Genomic DNA, 15,404 nt, shown 5'->3' with positions numbered 1-15,404 from the left:
GCCTGCCTTACACTGGGGAATTGGATCTATCATCCCTGACAGAGCCTGCGCCTGCAAGCGCATCTTTGCCGCGTGGCTGAACAAGGAACAGGCCCGCAAACATCAATGCGATGGCGGCCCAGACCCATGGGGAATAGGACTCGTCCAAGATCAGCTTGGCCCAGAACACGCCAAACCCCGTCACGAAATAGCTGACCTGTGCCGCAAAGACGGGCCCCGCGTGCTGCACCAGCCAGACATAGGTGGAATAGGCGAAAACATGGGCGATGGAGCCCGCGATGATCGCCAGATCAGGCATGCCATAGGGCGGCAAAGGCATGATCCATTGCCCCGTCATCAGGGCCAGAGGCGCGGTAAGGACCACCCCGACAAGGGAGGCGCCAAAAAGCACTTGGATAGGGTCCAGCCCTTCGGTGCCATAGCGTGCAACAAAATTCCCCTCGAAGGCGTAAAAGAAGGGCGCGATCAGGGCCATGGGAAGCCACCATATCATCGCGGGATCGGGTAGGCTTGCCTCGGGCAGCGCGATCAGCAACACCGCGCATAACCCCAGACAGAGGCCAAAAAGGCGGGCCAATGAAAAACGGTCCAACCCCCAAAGCAGCGCGATCGGGAAGGCGAGCATCGGGATCAGCGACAAGACGATCGACAGAATACCCGATGGCAGATGAATGGCGGCGGTATAGCTGGCCGAATTGGGCAGCAGCGTTCCGATCAGGGCGATGATCACAAACAGTGCCAGAATGCGCGGTGTCAGCCGAAAGGGCTTGCCGCGCATCCATGCGATCCCACCCAGCAAGACCGCGCCAATCACGAATTGCCAGAAGATGATGCCATAATGGCGGTAGCCATCCGAGACGGCGATTTTGGAGAGCGGCTGCGTGATGCCCCATGCCATTCCCATCAGGATCAGCACGCCGAACAGGCCCAGTTTTTGACGTGTCACGGAGTGGCCTCAGCCAGACGCCCGCCAATGCGGATCGGAGCAATGCGTTTGGTCTGGCCGCTGCGATCATCGGTTTCGATGAAAACGCCAGATAGTGTCGCCTCGCCATTGGCGGGGGTGAAACGTTCTTTCTGCATGCCAGTGATAAAGCGGCGCATCGGTTCGGCTTTTTCCATGCCTATGACGGAATTGTAATCGCCACACATGCCTGCATCGCTCAGATAGCCTGTGCCACCAGTGAGGATTTGCGCATCCCCTGTCGGCACATGGGTATGCGTGCCCACAACAAGGCTTGCGCGCCCGTCGCAGAAATGACCCATGGCCATTTTCTCCGATGTCGCTTCGCAATGCATATCCACGATCACGGCCTGCGCCATGCCGCCAAGCGGGTGGGATTTCAGAACAGGTTCCAGTGCCGAGAACGGATCATCATAGGGTTGTTTCATGAAAACCTGCCCCAAAGCCTGTGTGACCAGCACTTTCCGCCCGCCTGTGGCGGCAAACAGCCGCGCGCCACGGCCGGGAGCCTGTTTGGCGATGTTGAGCGGGCGCAGGATGCGCGGCTCATGTTCGATGAATTGCAACATATCGCGCTGATCAAACGCATGATCGCCCAAGGTCAGGCAATCGATGCCCGCCTCCAGCAGCGTTTTGGCATGGCTGCCCGACAGCCCCATGCCTGAGGTTGCATTCTCGCCATTGACCACGACAAAATCGAGCTTCCACTCATCGCGAAGCTTTGGCAGGCGTTGGGTGATGGCGGTGCGACCCGCGCGGCCCATCACGTCTCCGAGGAAGAGTATTCTCATGACCAAGGGGCTTAGGCCCTTCGCGCGTTTCGGGCAAGCGAAGAAGTCAGGGGTGGATCACGCCCGTCTCGGTGATGATGGCATCAAGGGGCTGGTCGGTCGGCTCTGGCGTGAGAGGGGCAAGTTCTTGCGCGGCAAAGGCAAATCCGATTGCGCGCAAGGGGCGTCGCGCGCGCAATTGCTCCAATGTGCGGTCGTAAAACCCGCCGCCATAGCCAAGCCTGTTTCCACTTTTGTCAAAGCCCACCAAAGGCACGATCACGATATCGGGGGTCAGCCACGGCCCCGCGACAGGGATCATCGCGCCAAATTCGCCTGCGGTCATTTCCGCATCAGGGCTCCATTCGCGAAAGCGTAAAGGCGTGGCCTTGGCCTCGATCACGGGAACGCAAATGCGGTTTTGCCCTGCCAGTGCCGCCATTGCAGAAAGCGGCGATAGCTCCGAGCGCATCGGCATATAGCCTGCGATGACCTGCCCTGTGATTGGCCCGATCTCATCCAGCAAAGCCGAGATCGCCGCCGCAAGGTCGGGGCCATAGGCATCAAAGGCCTGCTTGCGCGCGGCAAGGGCTGTTTTGCGGGAAAGCTGCTTGTCTGGGGCGGTGCTCATGATTGCGGGTCTCGGTGAATTTGCACTTTCCCTCTTGGCTTATCGCTTTGATCAGGGAACACAATGTCTGTGACCGACAAGAATAACGAAAGGCCCGACCATGCTGACGCTTGATCATATCGCGATATCGGCGGAAACCCTGACCTACGGGGTGCCCGATGTCGAAGAGGCCTTGGGCGTGGAACTGGCCGCAGGTGGCCAGCATGAGGCCATGGGCACGCATAACAAACTGCTCTCGCTTGGGCGTGAGGAATATCTCGAAGTGATCGCGGTCGATCCTGAGGCCAAGCGCCCGAACCAGCCGCGCTGGTTTGATCTGGATAATTTCATCGGTGCCACACGCGCCACGACATGGATTTGCCGCGTGCCCGATCTGGATGCTGCCTTGGCCGCAAGCCCTGAAGGGGCGGGGGCGGTGTGGCCCTTGCAGCGCGGTGATCTGAGCTGGCGCATGGCGATCCCGCAAAATGGCAAGCTGCCCTTTGACGGGCTATTCCCCGCCTTGATCCAATGGGAGGGAAGCGCCCATCCCGCTCCGCGCCTGCCTGATCGTGGTATTCGCCTTGCCCGCTTGCGGCTTGTCTCGCCCGAGGCGGGGGCTTTGAAGGCCGCCCTTGCGCCCTTGATACAGGACCCGAGGCTGGAGATTGTGGGCGGGGCCACGGCCGATATGACGGTTGTTTTGCAAACGCCAGCGGGGCAGGTGGCCCTGTGATCCGGCTTGCACAGGCAAAGGATGCAGCGGCGATCGCGGATATTTGGAACCATGCGATCCGCGATACCGCGATCACCTTCACAACTGCCGAGAAAACGCCGCAGCAGATCGTGGACCAAATCGCGCAACACCCCTTCTTTGTCTGTGAACTGGAGGGGCAGGTGGCGGGGTTTGTGACCTGCTCGCAATTTCGCAACGGTCCGGGCTATGCCCATGCGGCCGAGCATTCCATCCATGTTCTGGAGGCTGCCAAGGGCCGTGGGCATGGTGCGGCTTTGATGACCGCCCTTGAAGAGGCTGCCCGCGCGCAAGGTGTTCATGTGATGGTTGCAGGCATTTCAGGCGAGAATATTGCAGGCCAGAAATTTCATGCCGCAATCGGCTATCAAGATGTGGGCCGCATGCCTGAAGTGGGGCGGAAATTCGGGCGCTGGCATGATCTTGTGCTGATGCAGAAATTCCTCTGACAAATCAGGCGGGCCTGTCTAAAAGGGAGCTATGTCACTTTGGACACGCATATCCGAGGCGCTTGCAGCGCTGGCCAGCGGGGAAGGTCTCTCGGCGGTTTTCGAAAAGCTGCGCACCCCGCCCGAGCGGACGGTCGGCTTTACGATTGCGGTGATTGCGCTCAGCGCCAAGATGGCCAAGGCCGATGGTCAGGTGACCCGCGACGAGGTGACGGCGTTCCGCGAGATTTTCCATGTTCCGCCCGAGGATGAGCCTGCCGCGGCGCGCGTCTTCAACCTCGCACGAGAGGATGTGGCAGGTTTTGAGGAATATGCCCGCAGGATCGCGCGGATGTTCGACCAAGGCAGCGAGGTTCTATCGGATCTGATGGAGGGGCTATTCCATATCGCCTGTGCCGATGGCGAATATCACCCCAATGAGGACCAGTTTCTTGAGCGCGTGGCCGAGATTTTCGGCATTCCCGCGCTGAGCTTTAACAGCATGCGCGCGCGCAATGTGCCTGATGCGGCACCTGACCCCTATGCCGTTTTAGGTGTCGAGACGACGATGAGCCTTGCCGAGATACGCGACGTGTACCGCCAATGGGTGCGCGAGACCCATCCCGACCGAATGCAGGCGCGCGGGGTGCCTGAGGAAGCCGTCAAACTGGCGGAATCCAAAATGGCCGCGATCAATCAGGCATGGGATGAAATCTCTGCCCATCACGGGGGCTGAGCGCTCATGCGGATTGCCACCTATAATGTTGAGTGGTTCTCGAACCTCTTTGACGATGAGGGGCGGCTGATTTTCAAGCATAGTTGGTCGGGGCGGCATAATGTGCGCCGCCATGAGCAGATCGAGGCGCTTGGCCATGTGTTTCAGGCGCTGGATGCGGATGCGATTATGGTGGTCGAGGCGCCCGATAGCTCGCGGCATCGCGACGGGCGGGTGGCGCTGGAAAGCTTCGCGGCACATTTTGGGATCAGGGCGCGCAAGGCGCTGATCGGCTATGCCAATGATACGCAGCAGGAAATCATGCTGCTGTTTGATCCTGACAAGATGGCGGCCCGCCATGATCCACGCGGGACGTTTGCGGGGAAACAGGGCAGCAAGACATCGCCCCGTTTCGACGGCACCTTCCGGATTGATCTTGATGTCGATGCTTCTGAGGATTTGGTGACCTTTTCCAAGCCGCCCTTGGAGGTGGCGCTGGAGACCGCGGGTCAGGCCCTTCGGCTGATCGGGGTGCATGTGAAATCGAAAGCGCCGCATGGCGCGCGAAACCGAGATGAGGCGATGCGCATTTCGATCGCCAATCGGCGCAAGCAATTGGCGCAATGCATCTGGCTGCGGGGCCGCGTGGAGGAGCATCTGGAGGCACGCGAGCCTTTGATTGTGCTGGGTGATTTCAATGATGGCCCGGGTTTGGATGAATATGAGGAATTATTCGGCCGCTCGGGCATTGAGATTGTTTTGGGAACAGGGTCGGGTGATGAGAGCCGCCTGTTTGATCCCCATGCCGCGCAGGCTTTGCAGAGCCGCATTTCGGCGCAGCCCACGACAGCGCGGTTCTTTCTTAAACATGAAGATCGCTTCCTTTCGGCTTTGCTGGATTACATCATGGTCTCGCCCGATCTGCGGCCCAAAGCGCGGGGCTGGCGCATCTGGCATCCTTTCGATGATCCATATTGCTGGCAGGATCAGATCTTGTGCAAAGCGCTTTTGACGGCCTCGGATCATTTTCCTGTGGTTTTGGATATTGACCTTACGGCCTAGCGCCTAAGGCGCTGTGATTTTGCCAAGGCAAAATTCCTTTCGTATTTCTGGAAAGATGAAGCTGATGGCTGCGCTTTTTGTCCCTTGGGGTTGAGGCTGGCGGGGTTGAAGCGCATATCTTGGAGAAATGCGCCAAGACCCATAAAGGATATCGCCCCATGACGTTGAATTTTCCAAACCCTCTTCGTGACGCCACTGCAGATATGGGGGCGCGGGATTTGGGGGATTTGCCGGAATGGGATTTGAGCGATCTCTATAGGGCCGAGGATGCGCCTGAATTGCTGCGTGATCTGGACTGGCTTGAGGCGAGCTGTGCCGATTTTGCCAAGACCTATGAGGGACATCTGGCCAGCCTTGATGGCAAGGGCATGCTGGATTGTGTTCTGGAATACGAAAAGATCGATGTGGTTGCAGGGCGGATCATGTCCTTTGCGGGTTTGCGCTATTACCAGCACACGACCGATGCGGATCGGGCGAAATTCATGTCGGATATGCAGGACAAGATCACGAGTTTCACCACACCGCTTGTTTTCTTCAGCCTTGAGTTCAACCGTATTGAAGATGCCGACTATGATCGCATGATGGGCGAGAATGCGGATTTGGCCCGCTACAAGCCTGTTTTTGACAGAATGCGCGCGATGAAGCCGCATCAACTCTCGGATGAATTGGAGAAATTCCTGCATGACCAATCGGTCGTTGGGTCATCGGCTTGGAACAAGCTGTTTGACGAAACGATTGCGGGGATGAGCTTTGATGTCGAGGGGGAGACGCTTGGGATCGAGGCGACCTTGAACCTGATGACGGACCCAGAGCGGAGCAAGCGGGAGGCGGGCGCGCGCGCCTTGGCTGAGAGCTTTGGCAAGAGGCTACCGCTATTTGCGCGGGTGCATAACACGCTGGCCAAAGAGAAAGAGATTTCGGATCGCTGGCGCAAACTCCCCTCACCGCAGATGTCGCGGCATTTGGCCAATCATGTGGAGCCAGAGGTGGTCGAGGCGCTGCGCAATGCGGTTGTTGCCGCTTATCCGCGCCTGTCGCATCGCTATTATGCGCTTAAGGCCAAATGGTTGGGGCTGGAGACATTGGAAGTCTGGGATCGCAACGCGCCGCTTCCGATGGAGGATCAGCGCATTGTGGCATGGGAAGATGCGCGCAAGCTGGTCTCGGAGGCCTATCACGATTTTGACCCGCGCATGGCGGAATTGGCCGAGCCGTTTTTCACCGATGGCTGGATTGATGCAGGCGTGAAAGAGGGCAAGGCACCCGGCGCTTTTGCGCATCCAACGGTTGTGGATGTGCATCCTTATGTGATGCTGAATTATCTGGGCAAACCGCGTGATGTGATGACCTTGGCCCATGAATTGGGCCATGGTGTGCATCAGCGTCTGGCGGCGGAGCAGGGGGAATTGCTGTCCTCCACGCCGCTGACCTTGGCAGAAACCGCAAGCGTTTTTGGCGAGATGCTGACCTTCAAGAAGATGCTCAGCCAAGCCAAGGATGATGCTGCGCGCAAGGTGATGTTGGCGGGTAAGGTCGAGGATATGATCAACACCGTGGTCAGGCAGATCGCCTTTTACGATTTCGAGTGTAAATTGCATGATGCGCGCCGTGAAGGCGAGTTGACGCCTGATGATATCAATGCGCTATGGATGAGTGTTCAGGCGGAAAGCCTTGGCCCCGTGTTCAACTACATGCCGGGTTATGAGACCTTCTGGGCCTATATCCCGCATTTCGTCCACTCGCCCTTTTATGTCTATGCCTATGCTTTCGGAGACGGCCTCGTGAACGCGCTTTATGCGGTTTATGAAGAAGGCGGAGAGGGCTTTGAGGAGAAGTATTTCGACATGCTCAAAGCGGGCGGTTCAAAGCACCATAAGGAGCTGTTGGCCCCCTTCGGGCTTGATGCCTCGGACCCTGCGTTTTGGGATAAGGGCTTGAGCATGATCGAAGGCTTTATCGATCAATTGGAAGCCATGGAGGCGTAACCCTCTGACGTGGCTCGGGTTAGTCGAGTTCGGTCCATGGCCATGGTTTCACCTGCGAGGCCGCCGTTTGATAACGCGCGGCCTTGGCGATCCAGATGCCAAGATCGGTTCCAAATTCGGCCAGACGTTCATTGGGTTTGCCGCCATTGACCAGCATGATCACGAATTGGATCACGGTGAGCACCGACAGAATGGTCTGGGTAAAGCTCAGCATGATCCAAATCAGGATCATATAAAGCGCCCGCATGCCCAAGCCTTCACGGGCCTCGGGTTCGATCTGCTCGCCATGCAGGCGGCCTTCGAGCTTTTCATCATTGGCATCCGTCATTGGCAGGCTCCTATATCTCTATGTCACCAGTTTAGGTGGGCGGGTTGCCCATTGCAAAGGCTGCGTCAATCACGGCCTGCGTGCCGCGCGAAAATTCCAGCGGGCAGGGATAGGCCGTGCCATCCAACAGGGTTGCGCAGAAGTTTTCGACCTGCAGGGCGTATTGGCGTGTGCCGGGGTAATGGGTATGGGTTTCTTCCAGATCGCCTTCGCCCTCAATGCGCAGGATCACGCTGCCATGAAAATCCGTTCCGGGGTTGAAGGGGGCGGTGGCGCGGAGCGAGCCTTTGGTGCCTTCAAAGGTCATCTCCTGTCTGCGGGTGGTGCGCATGGAGGTGTGGAAGGAAAACCGTGTCTCGCCAGCCCTTGCGGTGATCCAAGCGGAGGCATCAACACCGTCTTCCCAGATGAAATCGGCTGATGTGACCTGCGGCTCTAGCCCTGTTGCATAGCGGAAGGTGCCGATCGGGTAGACGCCGACATCGCGCAAGCCGCCCCCGCCAAGATCAGCCTTATTGCGCACATTTCCCTTGGCATGCAGCCCGTAGGAAAAACAGCCTGTGACGGTGTGGAGGTCACCGATGACACCTTGGGCAATCAGTCTGCGGATGCGGGACCATTGCGGGTGATGCACTGGCATATAGGCCTCGGCAATCAGGCAACCGCTTTGCGCGCGGGCGGCAATCAGGCGGTCGAAATCCGCCTCCTGCATGGCGATCGGTTTTTCGCAGAGCACTGCCTTGCCCGCAGCGGCCGCTTTGAGCGACCACTCCACATGCAGCGCATTGGGAAGGGGGATATAGACCGCGTCAATCTCGGGGTCGGCAAGCAGGGCGTCATAGCTGTCATGCAGGCGGAGGCCCGGGGCCAGATCCGCAAAGGGGCGGGCCTTATCCGGGCTGCGGGTGGCCAGCGCGACAAGACGCGAGCGGCGGGCCTCGTTGATTGCGGGCCCCATCGTCTTTTGGGCGAAATTGGAGGCGCCCAGAATGCCCCAGCGAATATGATCGGCCATGATATCCTCCCTGAAAAACTCGGGCTCAGCATAGAGGTCTGGGGCCTGACGGAAAGAAGAAACCACGCCTGCCTTGGATGGCCGCGTGGCTTTGGGCGCTTTTGTTTTGATGGGTGAAGCTTACGCCTCGGCCTCAGGCTCGCCTTCTTCGACGCGGGTTTGAAAGGCTTCGAAAAACTTATCGGCCATTTTGGTGGCGAAACTGTCGATCAGCCGCGAGCCAAGCTGCGCGATCTTCCCGCCGACCTTGGCCTGCACATCATAGCTGAGATCGGTGCCGCCCTCGGGATTGTCGCTGAGGGTGACAACGGCGCTGCCATTGGCAAAGCCTGCAACACCGCCCTTACCTGCGCCTGCGATCTTGTAGCTTTCATTCACCACGATATCGGAGAGCGTGACCTCACCCTTAAAGGTCGCCTTAACGGGGCCAACCTTTTGTTTGACGGTGGCTTGGAACCCGTCTTCGGGGCTGCCCGTCAGCTCCTCACAGCCTGGAATGCAATCCTTGAGAACCTCGGCGGAATTGAGCGCGGCCCAAACGGTTGTGCGGTCGGCGGCGATGGTGCGGGTTGCTTTCATTTCCATGGGGGACGTCCTTTTACCTGTGTCTTATTGACTAGTGCGGCGAGGGGCACTGCGTCAACGTTCGATCTCATAGGGCAGGGTGTCGCGGTGATGCGGGTCGACATGCAATTTACGCTCGAGTGGTGGCACCGAGCGTTGGTGGCAGCCGATGCGTTCGCAAATCCGGCAGGAAATTCCGATGGGTTGATAGGTCGCGTCATCGCCAAGCGGCATGCCATCGGCATAGACCAGATCGGCGGCATGTTTGACCTCGCAGCCAAGCGAGATCGCAAAACGGCGCAAGGGCGCGCCCCATGCCCCGCCTGACTTCGATACATCACGCGCAAGGATGAAATAGCGTGCGCCGTCTGGCGTCTCGGCCAATTGGCGCAGGAACTGGCCTGGCGTCTCAAAGGCGGAATGGACATTCCACAAAGGGCAGGCCCCGCCAAAGCGGGCAAATTGCAATTTGGTGGCGGAATGGCGTTTGGTGATGGTGCCTGCCTGATCGACGCGGGTGAAAAAGAATGGCACCCCTTTTGCGCCGGGGCGTTGAAGCGTTGAGAGGCGATGCGCGATCTGTTCGATCGAGGCGCCGAACTGGATCGAGAGGCGTTCGAGATCATGGCGGGTCTCGCGGGCGGCCTCGGCAAAGCGGGTATAGGGCATCAGGACCGCGCCTGCGAAATAATTGGCCATGCCGATCTGAGCGATGGAGCGCGCCGTATCGGTTTTGAAGCGCGCCAGATCCAGCGTTGCCTCAAGAAGCTTTTCTTGGCCCAAAAGCGCATATTGATGCAGAAGCTGGAAGCGCTGTGTCTCAGGGGCGGCGCGGGGCGACAGCGTCAGCTTGCGGGTGGCGGGATCATAATGGCGCACGCCAGACCCCGCCTCATAGCGGATGGTGATGCCCATATTTTCAAGAACGCGCGCGGTATAGGCGGCCAGATCGCCCTTGGCGTTTTGTGCAAAACGTTCTGCCGCGCGGTCCACGGCATCAATGTAATTGTCGCAATAATGAAAGAAATCGCGAACCTCTTCCCATGGGCTGGGGCTTGCAGGTGCGCCTTCGCGGCCCAAGGCCTCATCCAGCGAGGCCAGCCGTTCATGGGCTTGGCGGTAGCCTTTGTGCAAATCGAGAAAGGCCCGCGCGAGGGCAGGCGCGTTGGAGGCCGTGAGGCGCAGATCGGCCAGCGGGGGCATGCTTTCGGCAAAAACCGGATCGGCCAAAGCCTCACGCATATCAGAGACCAAGCGCTCGGTATCGCCTGAGGACAGCTCGGTCACGTCAAAGCCGAATTCCTGTGCCAGCCCCAGAACCACACCCGTGGAGACGGGGCGGTTATTGTTTTCCATCTGGTTGAGATAGGGCAGCGAAACCCCAAGCTTGGTCGCAAATTCCTTTTGCGTCAGATCAAGCCGCGTCCGAATTTCGCGCAGTTTCGCGCCAGCATAGAGTTTGCGTGTTGCCATCTTTGACCTCAGGTTTTGCAAAGATGAGTTTCACAGTTTGCAAAGCATTCGGCAAGTTTAAGTATTTATGAAAGCAAAGATGGGATCAGCTGGGCGCGATAGCGCGTTCGCGGCGGATCGTATAGAGGATGGAGACAACAGAGCAGGCGGCGGGGATCAGCATGAGAATGATCAGCAAAAGCGCGCCATCGCCCAAGGTGAGCAGCGCGCCTGCAAGGGCCGACAGGCTTGCGCCCCCGCCAAGCATGATCGCGCCGCCAAGCCCTGAGGCAGTGCCCGCCAGATGCGGCCTGACCGAGAGCATGCCTGATGTGGCATTGGGCAGAACCATCCCATTTCCAAGCCCGACAAACATCATCAGGCCGAAATAACTGGGCGCGGTCTGGATGCCTGCCAGATAGATCAGCAGGGAAATGGTAAGCCCGCCCATGGTCAGGACGGTGCCTGCAAGGATCATTGTGTTGATCCCGAAGCGCACCGAATAGCGCCCCGAGATGAAATTGCCGAAGAAATAGCCAAAGGCAGGCGCGCCAAAGAAAAAGCCGACGGTTGCGGGCTCCAGCTGGAAGACCTCCGCGCCAACATAGGGCGCGCCACCGAGATAGGCAAAGAAGGCCCCCGAGGCGAAGGCGGCGGCAAGGCAATAGCCCCAAAAGCGGCGTGAGGTCAGAAGCTCGGGGTATTGTGCGATTTGCTCGCGCAGGCTGGAGGTTCCAAGTTGGGCTGTCTCGCCAAGGTCGCGATAGACAAGAGCGATGACCATCATCCCCAAGATCACAAGCACCCAGAAATTCGCCTGCCAGTCGAAGACCTGTTGCAGTAGCCCGCCAAGCATCGGCCCGATCATCGGCACCACGGCCATGCCCATGGTGACATAGCCGATCATCGAGGCGGCTTGTTCCTGCGGATACATATCGCGCACCACGGCGCGCCCCAGAACCATGCCCACAACGCTGGAGGCCTGTACCATGCGGAACAGCAGGAAGACCTCGATGGATTGAGAAAACAGGCAGCCGATGGAGGCCAGCACAAAGATTGCAAAGCCGCCAAGCAGGACAGGGCGGCGGCCATAACGATCCGACAAAGGCCCCACGATGATCTGCAGCACAGCGTTTACCGCGAGATAGAGCGCCACCGAGAGCTGCATGAGTTGATAATCGGCCTCGAAATATTCGGCCATCCGCGGCAGGGATGGCAGAAACATATTCATCGAGAGCGCGCCCAATCCGGTCAGCACGATCAAGGTGAAAATATGAGGAGCGGTGGTCCTGTCGAGAAAACGGACCTCAGGCGGAGGGGTCATTCCCATATCGCTACGCCTCGAATGCGCTGGCGTCTAGCCCTGATCAGGCGACGTCACGTCCCGCGTCCCGCGTCCTGTGTCCCGTGTCTTGGGTTTGCTGTTTTGCAGTTTTCCAAATTGGATAGCTAAATATTTTGCAAATATTCTAGATCGGACTCGCAGCAGCGGCTTTGCCTCGCTAGGCTGGCGCAAATTTCGGACCGGATCACGCCAAAAGGCGGCCGACAGGGGACATCATATGAAAGATATTCTTGAAGAACTGGAAAGCCGCCGCGCCGAGGCACGGCTTGGGGGCGGGCAAAAGCGGATCGATAGCCAGCATTCCAAAGGCAAGCTGACCGCGCGCGAACGCGTTGAGTTGTTGCTCGATGAGGGCAGCTTCGAAGAATATGACATGTTCATCACGCATCGCTGCACCGAATTCGGCATGGCCGAAAGCAAGCCGCGCGGGGATGGTGTGATTACGGGCTGGGGCACGATCAACGGACGCCTTGTCTATGTCTATAGTCAGGATTTCACGGTTCTAGGCGGCTCGGTTTCCGAGACCCATGGCCAGAAAATCTGCAAGATCATGGATATGGCGATGCAGAACGGCGCGCCCATTATTGGGATCAATGATTCAGGCGGTGCGCGCATTCAGGAAGGTGTTTCCTCGCTTGCGGCCTATGGCGAGATTTTCCAGCGCAATATCGAGGCCTCGGGTGTTGTCCCCCAGATCAGCCTGATCATGGGGCCTTGTGCGGGCGGCGCGGTATATTCGCCTGCGATGACGGATTTCATCTTCATGGTGAAAGACAGCTCCTACATGTTTGTGACGGGGCCTGACGTGGTGAAGACCGTCACCAATGAGGTGGTGAGCGCCGAGGAGCTTGGCGGGGCCTCGACCCATACCAAGAAAAGCTCGGTCGCGGATGGCGCGTTTGAAAATGATGTCGAGGCTTTGGCCGAGGTCCGCCGTTTGGTGGATTTCCTGCCGCTCTCGAACCGTGAAAAGCCGCCTCTGCGCCCCTTCTTTGATGATCCCGAGCGCGTTGAGCCGAGCCTTGATACGCTTGTGCCTGATAACCCGAACACGCCTTATGACATGAAAGAGCTGATCCTGAAGATCGGCGATGAGGGGGATTTCTTCGAGATACAGGAAGAATTCGCCAAGAATGTCATCACGGGCTTTATCCGTCTGGAAGGGCAGACTGTTGGTGTCGTGGCCAACCAGCCGATGATGTTGGCAGGCGTTCTGGATATTGATGCCAGCCGCAAAGCCGCGCGGTTCGTGCGCTTTTGCGATTGCTTCGAGATCCCGATCCTGACGCTCGTTGATGTGCCGGGCTTCCTGCCGGGCGTCACTCAGGAATATAACGGCGTGATCAAACATGGTGCCAAACTGCTTTACGCCTATGGCGAGGCGACCGTGCCGATGGTTACCGTGATTACGCGTAAGGCCTATGGTGGCGCTTATGTGGTGATGGCCTCCAAACATCTGCGCGCGGATGTGAATTATGCATGGCCCACTTCTGAGGTTGCGGTGATGGGGGCCAAGGGTGCGACCGAGATCCTCTATCGCTCGGAATTGGGCGATCCTGATAAAATCGCAGCCCGTGCCAAGGAATATGAAGATCGCTTCGCCAATCCTTTTGTGGCCGCCGAGCGGGGCTTTATTGACGAGGTGATCCAGCCCCATAGCACGCGCCGCCGCGTCAGCCGTGCATTTGCGATGCTGCGTCGGAAATCGAAAAAAATGCCGTGGAAAAAGCACGACAATATCCCGTTGTGATCTGAATGAACCTGACCGAGCGAGAAAACAGGGATGGATAGCAGCAGCCCCATTTTCCACATGATCCAAGGTGGCCCGCGCCCCGTGGCGCCCTTCTCGCATGCCGTTGAGGTGGATGGCTGGGTTTTGCTGACAGGCCAGATGCCGACAGACCCCGAAGCGCCCGATGCGCCCTTACCCGAAGGGGTTGCCGCGCAAACCGCGCGGGTGATGCGCAATCTGGAACTGGTGCTCAAAGGTGTTGGCCTTGATCTGAGCCATGTGGTGCAGATGCGCGCCTATCTGACCGAGTTTGACCGCGATTATGCGGCGTTCAACGAGACCTATCAGAGCTTCTTTCCAGTGGATCGTCGGCCCGCGCGCACGACGATTGGCGTGACGGGCTTGGCTGTGGGCGCGTTGGTCGAGATTGATTGTGTTGCCAAGCGCCCAACCATGGAGGGCGCGTCATGATCAACGTGGCGCGTCTCGCGGCTCTCTTTTCGCTCTGTGCTCTCGCACCAATGGCCCATGCAATGCCGCCCTCGGGGCAGGCCTTGGAATTGGTGGAGACGCTGCCCGAGACCCAGCCCGGAACGGGAGAGCTGTGGCTGGTCGTGCGTGTCTTGGCCCCTGCGATCGGACAGGAGGGGTTTGACCCCGATGATGCACAGGTTGATCTGGATTGGATTTGCGGCACATGGGGGCTTGAGGCGGCTGCAAATCAGGCCGAACAACCCGCCATGGTCGTGGTGCAAATGATGGACAGGATCGTGCCGCGCGGGCAGGCAGCCCCTGAAGCAACGCAGTTTTTTGCGGGATATACCCTCGAAAACGGCGACTGCATCTGGGAGGTTTTTTAATGCAACCACAATATGTTGCGAGACCACTTTCATGTGGACAAGTATTTGATGCAGCGCGGCCACAGCATGGCCCAAGCGCTCAATTCCAGTGGGGAAAGATGACAATTCAGGTTATTCTAGCGACAGGTTGCAAGACTGCACCCGATACCTCTGCCATGCGCGGGATGTGCCCACGCGTGGTCCATAATAACAGGAGAGCAAGATGTCCAAGAGCATCAAAGCCCTTCTTGCAGTGGCCGCTTTGGCCAGCGTTGCAGCATGTTCGCGCGCACCGCAGCAGGAAGAAATCATCTATGTCGAGCCGGCACCAATTGTTCAGGAACCGGTGTACAACAAGTACAACTGATACCGCTTTGTCCGGACGGGCCACGCTGCCCGTCCGGACCATTCCCGCCGCAAACGCTCCCCTCCAGATGCGGAGCGTGCCATGCTGAAACATCGTGGATTTCCAGGGCGGCTTCCCAGCAGCGATTTTCAATTCACCATCAGGCGGGCCAATAAAGACGGGGCCACGCCTTTGAAAGCGCGCGAGCGTTTTCCCGACCGCAGACCCGCCGATCGTCGCGCTGATGCAGGCTTCATGGAAGCGCTGTGGCGTCATTTCGGGGATCAGCCTTTTGAGCGCGGCAATCTCGATGCAGGCCGCCTGTCATGGTTGTTCGAACGCGAAGTTGTGCCCGCAGAAGACCCGTTCGATCCTGAAAGCTATGACGCCCTTCTGGTCATCGATGTGGCGCGTGCCGAAGCCTCCTTCCCAGAAGCCTTTGACGGCTCGGGCGTTTGGGAGGATTGATCGGCGTGATTTTGCCCATGCCCATAA

Annotated in this window: 18 protein-coding genes; 10 read left to right on the top strand and 8 right to left on the bottom strand. The window is 58.5% G+C overall.

Annotation, left to right across the window (positions count from 1 at the left end; translation table 11 throughout):
- Positions 1-7 precede the first annotated feature (7 nt).
- Genes ACTYEO_RS03330 through ACTYEO_RS03320 form a run of 3 tightly spaced genes read right to left on the bottom strand, consistent with a single transcriptional unit; the run spans position 8 to position 2,365 of the window.
- Positions 8-946, bottom strand: coding sequence for a DMT family transporter (locus ACTYEO_RS03330; protein WP_449322297.1), 939 nt, complete (start codon positions 944-946; stop codon positions 8-10).
- Positions 943-1,755, bottom strand: coding sequence for a TIGR00282 family metallophosphoesterase (locus ACTYEO_RS03325; RefSeq protein ID WP_449322296.1), 813 nt, complete (start codon positions 1,753-1,755; stop codon positions 943-945). Before ACTYEO_RS03325 ends, ACTYEO_RS03330 begins: the two co-directional genes overlap by 4 nt.
- 46 nt (positions 1,756-1,801) lie before the next feature.
- A complete protein-coding gene (locus ACTYEO_RS03320) occupies positions 1,802-2,365 on the bottom strand; it encodes a 5-formyltetrahydrofolate cyclo-ligase (RefSeq protein WP_449322295.1) in 564 nt (187 codons plus the stop codon).
- A 100-nt stretch (positions 2,366-2,465) separates the two neighbouring features.
- On the opposite strand from ACTYEO_RS03320, the gene ACTYEO_RS03315 reads away from it, so the two are divergent.
- The 5 genes from ACTYEO_RS03315 to ACTYEO_RS03295 all read left to right on the top strand — a co-directional run bounded on the left by ACTYEO_RS03315 (position 2,466) and on the right by ACTYEO_RS03295 (position 7,288).
- On the top strand, positions 2,466-3,080 hold the full coding sequence (locus tag ACTYEO_RS03315; protein WP_449322294.1) for a VOC family protein: 615 nt from the start codon (positions 2,466-2,468) through the stop codon (positions 3,078-3,080).
- Positions 3,077-3,547: an N-acetyltransferase family protein gene (locus ACTYEO_RS03310; protein ID WP_449322293.1), complete on the top strand. Its 471-nt coding sequence runs from the start codon at positions 3,077-3,079 to the stop codon at positions 3,545-3,547. The genes ACTYEO_RS03315 and ACTYEO_RS03310 overlap by 4 nt, the downstream gene beginning before the upstream one ends.
- Positions 3,548-3,578: 31 nt before the next feature.
- Positions 3,579-4,262, top strand: a complete 684-nt coding sequence (locus ACTYEO_RS03305; RefSeq protein ID WP_449322292.1) for a TerB family tellurite resistance protein — start codon at positions 3,579-3,581, stop codon at positions 4,260-4,262.
- Positions 4,263-4,268: 6 nt separating this feature from the next.
- On the top strand, positions 4,269-5,303 hold the full coding sequence (locus tag ACTYEO_RS03300; RefSeq protein WP_449322291.1) for an endonuclease/exonuclease/phosphatase family protein: 1,035 nt from the start codon (positions 4,269-4,271) through the stop codon (positions 5,301-5,303).
- Between the two features lie 158 nt (positions 5,304-5,461).
- The gene (locus ACTYEO_RS03295; protein WP_449322290.1) at positions 5,462-7,288 is read left to right on the top strand and encodes a M3 family oligoendopeptidase; all 1,827 of its coding nucleotides are present in this window, start codon (positions 5,462-5,464) and stop codon (positions 7,286-7,288) included.
- A gap of 19 nt (positions 7,289-7,307) precedes the next feature.
- On the opposite strand, the gene ACTYEO_RS03290 is transcribed toward ACTYEO_RS03295, so the two are convergent.
- From ACTYEO_RS03290 to ACTYEO_RS03270, 5 genes are all read right to left on the bottom strand, one after another.
- Positions 7,308-7,616, bottom strand: a complete 309-nt coding sequence (locus tag ACTYEO_RS03290; RefSeq protein ID WP_449322289.1) for a DUF4389 domain-containing protein — start codon at positions 7,614-7,616, stop codon at positions 7,308-7,310.
- Between the two features lie 31 nt (positions 7,617-7,647).
- The gene (locus ACTYEO_RS03285) at positions 7,648-8,631 is read right to left on the bottom strand and encodes a Gfo/Idh/MocA family protein (protein WP_449322288.1); all 984 of its coding nucleotides are present in this window, start codon (positions 8,629-8,631) and stop codon (positions 7,648-7,650) included.
- Positions 8,632-8,751: 120 nt separating this feature from the next.
- Entirely contained in the window at positions 8,752-9,216 is a 465-nt protein-coding gene (locus tag ACTYEO_RS03280) for an SRPBCC family protein (protein WP_449322287.1), read from the bottom strand.
- Positions 9,217-9,270: 54 nt separating this feature from the next.
- Positions 9,271-10,668, bottom strand: coding sequence for a helix-turn-helix domain-containing protein (locus tag ACTYEO_RS03275; protein WP_449322286.1), 1,398 nt, complete (start codon positions 10,666-10,668; stop codon positions 9,271-9,273).
- Between the two features lie 85 nt (positions 10,669-10,753).
- Positions 10,754-11,971: a multidrug effflux MFS transporter gene (locus ACTYEO_RS03270; RefSeq protein ID WP_449322652.1), complete on the bottom strand. Its 1,218-nt coding sequence runs from the start codon at positions 11,969-11,971 to the stop codon at positions 10,754-10,756.
- Between the two features lie 238 nt (positions 11,972-12,209).
- On the opposite strand from ACTYEO_RS03270, the gene ACTYEO_RS03265 reads away from it, so the two are divergent.
- The 5 genes from ACTYEO_RS03265 to ACTYEO_RS03245 all read left to right on the top strand — a co-directional run bounded on the left by ACTYEO_RS03265 (position 12,210) and on the right by ACTYEO_RS03245 (position 15,377).
- Positions 12,210-13,742 carry an acyl-CoA carboxylase subunit beta gene (locus ACTYEO_RS03265; protein WP_449322285.1) on the top strand — a complete coding sequence of 511 codons (1,533 nt, stop codon included), beginning with the start codon at positions 12,210-12,212 and terminating at the stop codon, positions 13,740-13,742.
- A 33-nt stretch (positions 13,743-13,775) separates the two neighbouring features.
- On the top strand, positions 13,776-14,195 hold the full coding sequence (locus ACTYEO_RS03260; RefSeq protein WP_449322284.1) for a RidA family protein: 420 nt from the start codon (positions 13,776-13,778) through the stop codon (positions 14,193-14,195).
- The gene (locus ACTYEO_RS03255; RefSeq protein WP_449322283.1) at positions 14,192-14,584 is read left to right on the top strand and encodes a DUF6497 family protein; all 393 of its coding nucleotides are present in this window, start codon (positions 14,192-14,194) and stop codon (positions 14,582-14,584) included. Before ACTYEO_RS03260 ends, ACTYEO_RS03255 begins: the two co-directional genes overlap by 4 nt.
- Positions 14,585-14,786: 202 nt before the next feature.
- The gene (locus ACTYEO_RS03250; protein WP_449322282.1) at positions 14,787-14,930 is read left to right on the top strand and encodes a hypothetical protein; all 144 of its coding nucleotides are present in this window, start codon (positions 14,787-14,789) and stop codon (positions 14,928-14,930) included.
- An 81-nt stretch (positions 14,931-15,011) separates the two neighbouring features.
- Positions 15,012-15,377: a hypothetical protein gene (locus ACTYEO_RS03245; RefSeq protein WP_449322281.1), complete on the top strand. Its 366-nt coding sequence runs from the start codon at positions 15,012-15,014 to the stop codon at positions 15,375-15,377.
- Positions 15,378-15,404: the final 27 nt, after the last annotated feature.

The organism is Rhodophyticola sp. SM2404, assembly GCF_053570515.1.
The sequence above is the reverse complement of the archived record's forward strand: the minus strand, read 5'-3'. Positions and strand labels throughout refer to the sequence as shown.